The following is an 11930-nucleotide window of genomic DNA, read 5'->3' as shown; positions in this document are numbered from 1 at the left end:
GTCGGAGCCACTCTCATTGAGGCTCTGTGCATGGTCGCCCTTTCAGAAGGGTTTCCAGCACGGCGTGTTCTTCGGCTCCGGGGAGCATCCAATGCTCAACGCCGAACTCGACCGGCTCGCCATCAGGTACGGCGTCGCCACAACGTGCCGTGACCCGAGCCGGGCGCACATCATCGGACCGGACCGTCATCAAGGGGCTTCCAACCAGGAGTGTGGACAGGACACGCACCGGCTGCGTGCGCCGTCCGCTGCCCCGGGCCGCCCCGGATCACCCGGACAGCCCACCGCAACCGGCGCCGGAAAATGATCAGACCGAGCAGGGCAAGGACCGCAGTATCGGCCCATTTAGGGGCTGGCCAGTTGTCCGGCGCGGGCGGGTATCCACCCCTGGACAGGCCAGCGTCCCGTTCAAAATGGTTGCGCGACGCGGGAAAGAGTGCCTCATCGACAAAATACGCCGTGGGGAAGGCTGACGGTCCCGCCAGTAAATTGGCGACAGCCCATTGGTCCACGTGCCGAGACTCGTGAAGCCCGAGTTCTCCCTCCTCAGACCGGGCTTGCGAAATGTTCGGCCCATACCTGACGTACAACCGCTCGCCTTCAGTCCCGTACCCATTGATGCTCAAAGGCCCGGCGCGCATTTCTCCCGGGGGCATCCACGCGACGAACACATCACCGAGGGCGCTTCCGCCGCCACTTGTCCGGGGTGGCGGCCAGAACATGACCAGCAGTGGCGGTCCGGAGCAGGACTCCATCCCCATCACCCGGCCAGCTAAAACCCCAACTCCGCTGATGGGTGTAACCAAGAAGTTGCGGGTGATACTCCATTCGACAGGCGGTGAGATTTCAAGGTATGGCTCCGGATACACTTGCCCGTCCGGGGTGATGTGACTGTGGCAAACGATCTGCGGCGAGGCCGACTCGAACGTCCGGGCAGCAGCTCCGGCGAGGAGCAGCGCCGCGGCCATGAAAACGGCCACGTTGCGCACCCTCATGTGCGACGCGCAGGCTCCGCACTTGGACGCCCGTCTTAACCGACGCACTCTGAACCGTGGCATGGACCAAATCAAGCCAGCGAGGCCGAAGCATATACCGCACGCCACAGCACGCAGGAACGGACGAGCGCTCCTGATAGAACGGCCCAGTGGTCGCGCCATAGGGGTCTACCTCACGTGTTCCAACACTGCTACAAGCACCCAAACCCTAAACATTTGTCCATGCTTGCCCCCACACCTCAAGAGGGCAACCCCGGAACGCTCCGATTCCCCAATTTGAGACAGGAGTAAAGGGAGCCCGCGCACAAGGGACTGCGCGGGCTCCCTTGCCTGATTAGAGCTGTGTCCGGAAGAAGTCCGTAAGCTTGCCAAACGGGATGAGGCCGACACGGTCGTACAGGTCGACGTGGCCGGCCCCGGGGACCCAGAAGAGTTCCTTCGGCCCGGTGGCAAGGCGGTATGCCTCTTCGCTGAACTCCCGTGAGTGTGCCTGGTCGCCGGTGATGAACAGCAGCGGGCGCGGGGAGAGCAGGTCCAGGTCGTTGAACGGGTGGAAGTTCATGAACTTGGTGTTGGTGGCCAGGGCGGGATGCGTGGTGGTGTTGGGGTGGTATCCGCGGGCCGTGCGGTAGAAGTCGTAGAACTCCCGGTCAACCGCTGTGGATTCAGCGGTGAGTACTTCCGGTGTGCCGCCGGTGTACTCAATCGCCCCGCCGGCGAACTCGACGTCGCGCTGGGCAGCTGCCTGCGCGGTGATGGCCTGGCGCTGTGCCAGGGTCACTGATTTGTTGAGCCCGTCGCGGTTGGCGGCACCCATGTCGTACATACTCACCGTGGCGATGGCCTTGATCCGGGGGTCGATTTTTGCCGCGCTGATCACGAAGCTGCCGCTGCCGCAGATCCCGATCGCCCCGACGCGTTCCTTGTCAACGAAGGCCTGGGCCCGCAGGTAATCGACGGCAGCGCTGAAGTCTTCAGCGTAAACGTCGGGCAGTACGGAGTTTCCAGGCTTGCCGGCGCTCTCACCCCAGAAGGAGAGGTCGAAGGAGAGCGTGACGTAGCCCTGTTCGGCCATCTTGGTGGCGTAGAGGTTGGCGCTCTGTTCCTTCACGGCGCCCATGGGGTGGCCTACCACCAGTGCCGGGTGGGTGGTCCCCCGGTTCAGGTTGTTGGGGACGAACAGGTTGCCCACCACCTTCATCTCATACCGGTTCTTGAACGAGATCTTCCGGACCGTGACCTGGTCGCTGGTGTAAAAGTTATCCGCCCCGTTGGAAGTGTCGCCGGGTTCCAGGTTGTTGCGTGAAGCAGCCGGCGCGGCGAAAGCCGGCCCGGCTCCTGCCAGCCCCGCTGCACTGGCGATCCCAAGGGCCGCTGCCCCTGCGCCTGTCAGCTTGATCAGGTTCCGGCGGGATACACCCTCCGCCCCGGCTCCCATGGACGTGTTGTCGCTTCCGTTGAAGTTCGTACTCATCGTATTCATCCTCGTGATAATCGGTTTCGTATCGTGATGGACTTCGTCGTCTTTTCGAGCACATCACAGGCTGAGTAGTCAGTGGGAGTCCCTCCTGAAACTGGTTTTGCCAGAGCCCCCTAAGAGAACGGCGGCTGAGTCAGGTAGCCCGGCGAACGCACGCCGGAATGGGTCAACAATCACATCCCATGCCGGTTGGTCGTTGATCTCACTGCACGACTGGGCTGACGCTCAGCAGCCGATCGTCCTCGGGGGTTGGCCTGCCACGTCCGTCCGTGTTGCTGGTGAGTATCCACAGGGTTCCATCGGGTCCCGGGATGACATCGCGAATGCGCCCATATTCGTCGCTGTAATATTCCGTCGAGGTGCCGGGATCAGATACGGGGACAGCGCGCAATACCCTCCCGCGAAGGTTGGCGATGAAGAGCGTACCGTTCAAGTGGGTCAGGCCGCTGGGGCTGGCGACGCTGGGTTCCCATTGTTGGACGGGGTCGGTGAAAGCCGCAGACCTAGCGATGCCTTCCACCATGGGCCAACCGTAGTTGGACCCGGGCGTGATGACGTTCAGTTCATCCCAAGTGTTCTGTCCAAACTCTGTGGCGAATATCGTTCCGCTGTCATCCCAGGTAAGTCCCTGGGGATTTCGGTGGCCGTAACTGTAGACGAGGGACCCCGGAAAAGGGTTGTCCTCCGGAACAGCACCGTCCGCCTCCATCCTGAGGATTTTTCCGCCCAGGGAAGCCAGGTTTTGCGCGTTGTCCCGTTGGCCGGCGTCGCCGGTGGTCGCGTAAAGCATGCCGTCCGGGCCGAAAGCTATTCTTCCTCCATCGTGATAACTAGCCGATGGGATGCTCTTTACGATGGTCTCTGCTTCTCCAAGTCCCAATGATCCGGGCGACCCACTGAGAGTGAACCTTTGAATACGGTTCCCATCCAATGCGGTGGAGTACACGTACAGCCTCTGTTCATCGTCCATCGCCAGTCCAAGCAGTCCCCCTTCGCCTGCACTGGCTACACCCTCGATCGTTCCCACGACTCGTGCCTCTCCGCCGTCAATGATTTCGAGAATGCGGGCACTGTCCCGCTCGCTGACGAGCGTTGCCCCGTCGGAGAGCACCACAGACCACGGGGCCTCCAAACCAGTGGCGATGGTCCGGGGTGGGGAGCCTGCAACTGCCTGACCTGGTTGCGACGCCGAGCTGTCAGGCAGGGCCGCGGCCGAGGGACCTGACGAGGGCGGGGTGGAGGGTGGTGGGCTGGATTCAGCGGAATCTGTAGTGCATGACGTTAAGAGCGCTGCAGCGCTGACACTAACCATCAGCAGGGCGGTCCTATACCTGAAGTTCATAGTTTCTCCTTGGGTCATGGAGGTCCGAGCGTGCTGTTCTGGCCCCGGAGCAGCCGGAAGTGCTGCCGCCGACGCTGCGCACCTCCCGGAAGGTGCTGAAGGCGAGGCGGTTAGGCGTTACTGCGCTTGACGGATGGTGACCGTGAATTCGCTCGTATGGCCCCGGACGGCGTCAGCGTTCTCAAAGGTTCCGATGGGCACAATCCCGGCGTAGTAGCCGACGTTTTCGTAGTAGAGGACTAGTCCCTGCTCGGGGACGTAGTAGCCGATGGTGAGTGGTGCAGCGTCGCTGCCGTTTGGTGCGCCTTCGAGATTCAGAGGTGCAGGAAGCACTGCGATTTTTTCCTGGCCGCCGTGGTCGCGGAAGGACAGCGTCAGGGGGAGCTGGTCGATGAGCGATGCTGAGGCTGCGCTATCGTCCAGTTCACCCGCAATTTGCTGATCTCCGAATTCTATGATGATCGGTCTCGTGATCCCGGCGGGAGCCGGTGAGCTGGCTGAGGTGGTGGAATCAGGTGACGGTGCTTGAGCAGTCGTGGCTTGCGCGCCTGTGGGGGCGTTTTCCGCTGTGCCCCCGACGCACCCGGAGAGTACGACGGCGAGCACGACGGTCATTGGAACTGCACCCATCCGCTGTACCTGCCTGAGCACGCGAAACACTTGGCGGTGCCAGCCCGGCAAGCCGCTGCCTGCGGCGCCCCCGGAATCATGCCCGGGCACGTCCCAGCTCCCCGTTCGGACGATTGCCCGAAATCAGGCTCTTGGTGAAGAAGCTCTCCAGCGTGTCGAAAGGGATGAGATCCGTTCGGTCGTAAAGATCGATGTGGCGTGCCCCGGGAACCACGATGAGCTCCTTTGGCTCTGCCGCCTGCGCATACACGGTGTCGCTGAAGTATCGCGAATGTGCGTACTCTCCCGTGATGAGCAAGATTGGCCGCGGTGCGATGTCCTGGAGATGGGCAAGGGGTCCCAAGTTGATGTGGGACAGGCTGCTTGTGACAGTGAACCCACCGATGGAGCGAGGGTGGTGGCCCCGGTCAGTGACGTAGTACTCCTGGAACTCGGAAGTGACCGGGTCAAGAGACTCCGGCTTGAACTCGTCAGGGAAGACCGGGGTCAGCGCCGTCTTACCCGCGTCCACGTCTGCCCATCGTTGTGCTGCCGTGACTTCGAGCCCGGCGCGACGCTCGTCATCGCTTTGTGAGTCTAGCCATCCGTTGCGGGAGACACGGCTGATGTCGTACATCGCGGACGTTGCGACAGCCCTGATGCGCGGGTCCACCTGGGCGGCGTTCAGTGCGAATCCCCCGCTGCCGCAGATGCCGATAGCACCGATCCGCTCGCGGTCGACGAATGGCAGGGTGCCGAGGTAGTCGACACCTGCGCTGAAGTCCTCGGCGAAGATGTCCGGTGACGATACGTGGCGAGGCTCGCCGCCGCTCTCACCGTTGTAGGAGGGGTCGAAGGCGACGGCGACGAAGCCGCGACGGGCGAGTTCGTTGCCGTAAACGCCTGGCCCTTGCTCCTTGACACCACCGTAGGGCGGCCCGATAACGATGGCTGGGTGCTTGGCTGACTCGTCGAGCCTTTTTGGAAGGTAGAGGTCAGCAGCGATCTCGATCCCGTACCGGTTCTGGTAACGGACAGACGATCGCGTCACTTCAGGGGCGGTGGAAAATGTGAGGCCGTCTTCGTACGGTGCCATGATATTGCTCCTTGATTTAGACAATTCGTTGCTGAATAGCGCGTTGAGGCGCTCGTCGACGCGGACAGCTCCCGAGGGCCGATCGACGGCCGCGTGTACAAGCTGATGCCCGGTCGCACCAGCCGGTTCAATGTCCATCCAACCCGCCGTGGAAGCTCGTAGCGAGAGTACTGGCGAAACGGGTTATGGCAGCCCCCCATTTGCGCGTAGGTTCTTAAACTGGGATTACGTGCAGTGTCCGAAGATCCCCAAACCCCGCCTCTGCTGGCGAGCACGGGAGGATGGGCAGGCCCCTTGTCGATGGCGATGGGGCGTTCGTCTGCCCTCCCCCATGATTGGTTATTGGGGCTTTACATGCTGCATACGTGGGTTTCGACCGAACTCGCCGATGTTCTCGGTCGCGGCCCAAGAGGCCAGGAGCTTCAGGGCTTCCTCGGAGGGGCTGCCCGGTATGGCGGGATAAACCGTCAGGGTATGGCCGGGGTTGTCTTCGAGTTCCATAGCCTGGTAGTTCAGTTCGAGCAGCCCGACGACGGAATGAAGGAAGGACTTTGCTCCGGAGTAATGCCGTCGTACGTTGTGCGTCGCCCACCGGGTGCGGAACTCGTCGCTTCGCATGGAGAGCTCTCCCACCAGCTCGGCGATGCCCTTGTCGTGCGGGTTTCGGCCGGCCTCGCGGCGGAGAATCGCGACATTTACGTTTGCAGCGCGGTCCCAGTCGGGATAGAAGTTATGCGCGCGGGGATCCAGAAAAATGAAGCGCGAGTGGTTGGCGGGCCGGGCGGCGCCGCGGTACATGTCGGCGTACAAAGCAAAACCCAGTGTATTGGCGGCGACGATGTCCATCCGGTTGTTCCCGATGAAGGCAGGCGCGGCCGTGATCGCATCCAGGAGATGCTGCAAAACGGGCTTCACGTCTGGAGTCGGTGTGTTTGTAGCACGTTTCCGATCGGATGTGTTCGCTGCCCTAGTGAGGTTGTAGAGGTGTTCGTGTTCGGCCTGGTCGAGTTCCAGCGCCCTGGCGATCGCATCGAGGACGCTGTCTGAAACGCCGGAAAGGTTTCCGCGCTCGAGGCGGGTGTAGTAGTCCACACTCACACCGGCCAGGCGGGCAACTTCGTCCCGCCGCAGTCCCGGTACTCTGCGCCGGCCGCCGTACAGTTCGATGCCCGCCTGCTCTGGCGTGATGCGCCCACGGCGCGTGGAGAGGAACTCTCGTACCTCGGCTCGGTTATCCATAGGGCGACTTTACGATGAATCCGTGATGCCCAGGGAGGCTCTGTCATAACCCGTTTCAGCAAACCCTCGCAAGCCTCTTTCAGCAGCCGGTTTCTTGGGGATGGCCCCTTTTAGTCAGCCACAAGACGCAGACAACCTATCCCAACCTACGGCTATGGGCCACGAGTATGTGGGCATCGTCGATGAGGTCGGCGCGGACGTAAAGGACGTCCAGGTGGGTCAGTTTGTGGTCGGTTCGTTCGCCTCGGACAACACATGCGAGATTTGCCTCTCCGGCTACCAGAACGGGTGCGTCCACCGACAGGGCGTGGGCGCTACCCAAGCGGAGTTCATGCGTATCCACCTCGCGGACGGCACGCTGGGGGCCATCCCGCAAATTCCCGACGCCGACAAGGTCCAACGCTGTTGACCGCTCTGACGTCCTGGGAACCGGACGGTTCGGCGCCAAAGCCGTCGAGTCGGGCCGGGCACGACCGTCGCTGTGGTGGGCGATGGCGCCGTCGGGCTTCTCGGGTCTTGCAGCCAAGCAGATGGGCGCCGAGCGCATAATCGCCATGTCGCGGCGTGCCGACCGGCAGGCGTTGGCACGTGAATTCGGTGCATCGGACAGCCCTGATGTCTTTCGACGTCTAGGGCGTGGATCGAGCAAGGTAGGACGAGGCGACGAACTCGTCGCCGACGTTGATTGAGCAGGGTATCAAAACGGAGATACCCTGCTCGACGCTTAGTGGAAGGTTCTTCCTCCATCTACTGCCAAGGCCGATCCAGTGATGTACGACGATTCCTGGCTGGTGAGGAAAAGAATGGCACGGGCGATCTCCACCGGGTCTGCCAGCCGATTGAGCGCGTAGGCTCCGACATTTCCCCTATGGCCATCAGCCATCGCTGTATCGACCATGCCTGGACAGACAGTGTTCACGCGGATTTTCGGGGCCAGCTCGGCCGCAAGCGCCTTCGTGAGAGCCACCACTCCCCCCTTCGAGGCAGCATAAGCCGTATACCCGGCCGCGTTCGGCAGCAGCCCCGCCGCCGAGGCAATCGTGACAACAGTGGCTAAGGGTTCCCGTGACAGCCAGGGGATGCAGCCGCGAACTACGTTGTAGGTGCCAGTCAGATTGATCTCGATTACCTTCCGCCAATCCTGAGCTGATACGTCGGCAGCATGCCCACGGAACATGATGCCCGCTGCGTTGACGACGCCATCGATCCCGCTCAGTGTGGCCGCAGCTTCCGAAATTGAACTGACAACTGCCTCATCATCGGTAATGTCCACCGGGAAAGCCCAGCCACCAATCTCCTCGGCGGCCGCCTGGAGTCTCTCTTTATCACGGTCGAGAAGCCCAACCGCTGCCCCTTCGCGTGCAAAGAGCTCCGCCGTACTCCGTCCAATCCCAGAAGCTGCTCCCGTAACAAGAATCCGGCGCCCCTTCAGCCTTTGGGTCGGAGTTTCTGCATGATCGTTCATATCCATATTCCCTTGGTTCATAATCGCGTTCGCGTTTTTCTTTCCACACGCAGCCATCTGCTGTATTAGTTGTCGGCGTAGGGTAGTTCTCGTTCGGTGGTGAGGTCCCAGACGACGGCTTTGCGGCGGGTGTACATGGCGATGGAGTCGAAGCCGTTTTCTTTGCCGAAGCCGCTTTGTTTCATGCCTCCGAAGGGGACGGTGGGGTGGAAGGAGCGGTAGGTGTTGATCCATACTGTTCCTGCCTCAAGGCGTTTGGCGAGGTGTTGGATGGTCCGTGCGTCGTTGCCCCAGATTTGCGCGCTCAGTCCGAATTCGGAGGAGTTGGCGCGCGCGATTACTTCATCGACGTCGGAGTAGGACAGAACGCTGGCCATCGGCCCGAAGGCTTCGGTGAGGGCCGCGGGATTGTCATCCTTGACCTCTGCGAGGACTGTGGGCTGGTAGAAGGAACCGTTCGCGAGGTCACCGTCCTCGGCCGGGGCCCCGCCGGCCAGGGCGACCGCGCCGGCGTCGACCGCGCGTTTGATGAGGGCATCGACGCGGGCACGATGCGGGCGGTTGATGAGCGTGCCCATCTGTGAAGATTCCTTCGTGGGAAGTCCGACCCGTACTGTCTGCGCTTTCAGGCCGAGCCGTTCGCTGACCTCGGCATACATCGAGTCCGGGACGAAAATCCGGGATCCTGTGACGCAGCTTTGGCCGCTCTTGGCGAAGTTTGAATGCAGCAGCGACGGGATAGCGGCCTCGAGGTCGGCATCCGGCAGCAGGATCGCCGGGCTCTTCCCGCCCAGTTCCAGGAACACCGGCACGATGTTCTTAGCGGACTGATGGATGATCGCCCGCCCTGAATCCGGTCCGCCGGTGAAGGCGATCATCCCGATATCCGGATGCTCGGTCAGCAGCGGACCGACTGTATGACCGCGACCGGTTACGACGCTGATCACACCGGCCGGAACGCCTGCCTCAAGGGCAAGTTCAACCATCCGGTAGTTCAGCAAAGGGGCGACCTCGGGTGCCTTGATCACGATGCAGTTCCCGGCCACGAGCGCCGGGCCCGCTTTCAACGCGACGAAATTCGCGTTCCCGTTATAGGGGCTGACGCCCGCGACGACACCGAAAGGCTCATCGAGTCCGTACGAGAGCCGGTCAGGCAACTGCGCGAAGGTACTTCCTTCGAGCTTGTCAGCAATCCCTGCGTAGTAGCGCAGGACCCGGGCGCTGTTGTCGATGTCAGCCATAGCCTCGCGGCGGAGGTGGCCTACATCGGCGACCTCCAGGTCAGCCAACTCATCACGGTGCTGAACAATTGCATCCGCCCAGGCCCCGAGCATTCTGGCCCGGACCTCCGGCGCCGTTCCCCGCCACACCTTCTCATACACAGCCTTCGCTCCCGCGACCACTGCGTCGATCTCTGCAGCATCAGCCTCATGCAACGTGCCAATCACAGTGCCCGTAGCCGGATTATGAATCTCCAACTCAAAGCCACCCGCAGGAACACTCACCCCCTCGGCAGAGATTAGGCCGACACGAAAGGGCCTTCCTTCTCGCGTCCCGGCAAACACTTCGGACGTTGACGTTGTCATCTTCGCAATCTCCTTCAAGGCCTAGCGCCCTCGGTTACCTCGGTCCGGCCTGATATGGCCACCATTGAAATTGAGATAGTTGTGGGAGTGCGCCTTCTGGTTGCACTACCCGCACCAAAGTTATTCACCTAGCTCCTCGAACGGGCTTACTGTGATACTTGGTGTCCTGCAGAAACGCTCACGACGCCGGTCAACCGTATTCGGGCACTTTGCATCGGGCGCGAACTGATGCCGCTCATTCGGTTCCTCGTTTAGGAATCTCTATACCGTGGAGCACTCCCATTCGCTCAAAGTGCCCATAAATTCGATCAACATATTTTCCGAAATCTGGCGATTCGACGAGCGCGAGGGGTCGTGGACGCGGGAGATCGACAACTATTTCGTCGACTATCTCGCCTGGACTTGGGCTCATCACAAAGATGCGGTCGGATAGACCGACAGCTTCCTCAACACTGTGAGTGATAAAGAGAACGGTTGGTCTATTGCGCAGCCAGAGTGCCTCGAGGTCCGCTCTCACCTGCAGGCGGGTAAGAGCATCAAGCGCTCCGAACGGCTCATCAAGTAGGAGCAACGATGGCTCATGGACGATAGTTCGTATCAGCGAGACCCGTTGCCGCATTCCCCCGGAGAGCTGGCGCGGATACTTGTCCATGGCTTTCTCCAAGTGAAGTTGTTTGAACAACTCGGTGGCTCGAGAACGTAGCGCCTTCTTATCCAGGCGTCGTATGTCGGCTTGGATCAGGACATTGTCCATTGCTGTCCGAAAGTCCAGCAGCAGGTGGTCTTGGAAGGCAATTCCGATATCGGTGAAGGGTCGAGTAATTGATTCACCGCCCACGTGGATGTCGCCCTCGGATCTGCTTAGGAGCCCGGCAACCATCAGCATAAGTGTGCTCTTACCACAGCCGGACGGACCGACTATCGAAATGAACTCCCCGGGGTTTACGTCCATCGAAACGGGTCTGATCGCTTCAAAGGATTTGCCCGCTGGGCTGGTGAAGGTTTTGGCCACGCCCTCTATCGATATGGGCAGACCTGCCGCCCTTGTTTGCAGTGCCGTGTCGTTCATTGCTGTGCCTTTCTCTACTTGCAGCTCTTCAGTTCCGACTCCGGGGGCAGGAAGTCGTAGGAGACGGATTCGGCTATGTCCAGGGGAGCAGGCAGGAGCTTGGCTCGCGTCAAGAGTTCGTTACTCTGCTGCCAGTGTGCGGCCTCCGCGCGGCCGATGACGTTTGCATCGGCAGCACACAACAGGGGGAGCAGGAATTCGAGTTCGGCGCGTACCGTGTCGTCGACAGAGTCTGGCAGAAGCTGTTTCACGGCCGCTACTGCATGTTCGGGATTATCGCGTGCAGTAGACAGGCCTATGAGGCTCGCGGAAACGAACTTCTTGACCGCGTCCGGGTTCTTTTCGGCGTAGTTTTTGGTGGTGAATATTGAATGTGCTACAGGAGAGACACCGTAGTCAGCGAACAAAAAGTTCTTGAACTTAGCGTTTTGCTGTTCGAGCGAAACAGCAGTGTCTTGGCCCCCCACGATTGCGTCAACGTTTCCTTGGAGTAGTGCCGCCGGCATGGACGCAAAGGGAACATTCGAAATGGTGACGTCCGTCTCGGTGAGGCCGTTCGCTTCGAGAAAGAGCGGGAAAAGGAAAGCATGGGCACTGCCCTGAGGTACAGCGACGGTTTTTCCCTTGAGATCCTGGAGAGAGTTGATCCCAGATGATTCCATGACCTGCATCGCAATGTTGGTCACCTGATTCATTGTTGCAACGATGACGAGAGGAGCGCCCTTTTCGATTTGCTGGCTGATTGGCACGGCGTCCGCGATCCCGATATCTGCCTGGCCGTTAGCCACAAGTTGCACTGCCGTCCCGGATCCTGTCCCTTGTTCAATTCTCGTGTCAATTCCGGCGGCCTTGTACAGGCCATCCGCTTGGGCGACTGCGAAGCCGGCGGTGGAGGCCGACCAGGACCAGTGCATTTGAAAGCGGACTGGGGTTTCATTACCGCCAGCGGATGGGGCAGAGCAGCCGGTGAGCATCATCGCTCCCGCGGCAATGGCGGCTGCGGCTAATTTTGTGATGCCTCTTTGCATGGTGTTTCCTCTGGGTCTTTG

At 60.9% G+C, this 11930-nt stretch carries 10 protein-coding genes and 1 pseudogene; 1 reads left to right on the top strand and 10 read right to left on the bottom strand.

The annotated features are described in order from the left end of the window. Window positions 1-170 precede the first annotated feature (170 nt). The 6 genes from F8G81_RS10605 to F8G81_RS10580 form a co-directional block, all read right to left on the bottom strand. Window positions 171-995: a hypothetical protein gene (locus F8G81_RS10605; RefSeq protein WP_267278928.1), complete on the bottom strand. Its 825-nt coding sequence runs from the start codon at window positions 993-995 to the stop codon at window positions 171-173. Window positions 996-1329: 334 nt separating this feature from the next. Further along, a complete protein-coding gene (locus tag F8G81_RS10600; RefSeq protein WP_267278927.1) occupies window positions 1330-2469 on the bottom strand; it encodes an alpha/beta hydrolase in 1140 nt (379 codons plus the stop codon). 208 nt (window positions 2470-2677) lie between these two features. After that, entirely contained in the window at window positions 2678-3817 is a 1140-nt protein-coding gene (locus F8G81_RS10595; protein ID WP_267278926.1) for a PQQ-dependent sugar dehydrogenase, read from the bottom strand. Window positions 3818-3934: 117 nt separating this feature from the next. Then, window positions 3935-4447, bottom strand: coding sequence for a cyclophilin-like fold protein (locus F8G81_RS10590; RefSeq protein ID WP_267278925.1), 513 nt, complete (start codon window positions 4445-4447; stop codon window positions 3935-3937). Between the two features lie 76 nt (window positions 4448-4523). Next, window positions 4524-5522, bottom strand: coding sequence for an alpha/beta hydrolase (locus tag F8G81_RS10585; RefSeq protein ID WP_267278924.1), 999 nt, complete (start codon window positions 5520-5522; stop codon window positions 4524-4526). A gap of 339 nt (window positions 5523-5861) precedes the next feature. Then, window positions 5862-6761: a helix-turn-helix transcriptional regulator gene (locus F8G81_RS10580; protein WP_267278923.1), complete on the bottom strand. Its 900-nt coding sequence runs from the start codon at window positions 6759-6761 to the stop codon at window positions 5862-5864. A 100-nt stretch (window positions 6762-6861) separates the two neighbouring features. Between F8G81_RS10580 and F8G81_RS10575 the strand changes: the two are divergent. Beyond that, window positions 6862-7369, top strand: a pseudogene (locus tag F8G81_RS10575) (alcohol dehydrogenase catalytic domain-containing protein); the annotation flags it as partial. Between the two features lie 116 nt (window positions 7370-7485). On the opposite strand, the gene F8G81_RS10570 reads toward F8G81_RS10575, so the two are convergent. The 4 genes from F8G81_RS10570 to F8G81_RS10555 all read right to left on the bottom strand — a co-directional run bounded on the left by F8G81_RS10570 (window position 7486) and on the right by F8G81_RS10555 (window position 11909). After that, window positions 7486-8232, bottom strand: a complete 747-nt coding sequence (locus F8G81_RS10570) for an SDR family NAD(P)-dependent oxidoreductase (protein WP_267278922.1) — start codon at window positions 8230-8232, stop codon at window positions 7486-7488. Between the two features lie 59 nt (window positions 8233-8291). Beyond that, complete coding sequence (locus F8G81_RS10565; RefSeq protein WP_267278921.1) at window positions 8292-9674, bottom strand: aldehyde dehydrogenase family protein; 1383 nt, start codon at window positions 9672-9674, stop codon at window positions 8292-8294. A gap of 373 nt (window positions 9675-10047) precedes the next feature. Then, on the bottom strand, window positions 10048-10881 hold the full coding sequence (locus tag F8G81_RS10560) for an ABC transporter ATP-binding protein (protein WP_267278920.1): 834 nt from the start codon (window positions 10879-10881) through the stop codon (window positions 10048-10050). A gap of 14 nt (window positions 10882-10895) precedes the next feature. After that, entirely contained in the window at window positions 10896-11909 is a 1014-nt protein-coding gene (locus tag F8G81_RS10555; RefSeq protein ID WP_267278919.1) for an ABC transporter substrate-binding protein, read from the bottom strand. Window positions 11910-11930: the final 21 nt, after the last annotated feature.

Origin of the sequence: Arthrobacter sp. CDRTa11 (genome assembly GCF_026427775.1) — a bacterium.
In the GTDB taxonomy this organism is placed as follows: Bacteria; Actinomycetota; Actinomycetes; order Actinomycetales; family Micrococcaceae; genus Arthrobacter.
This window is presented reverse-complemented; position numbering and strand designations above follow the sequence as displayed.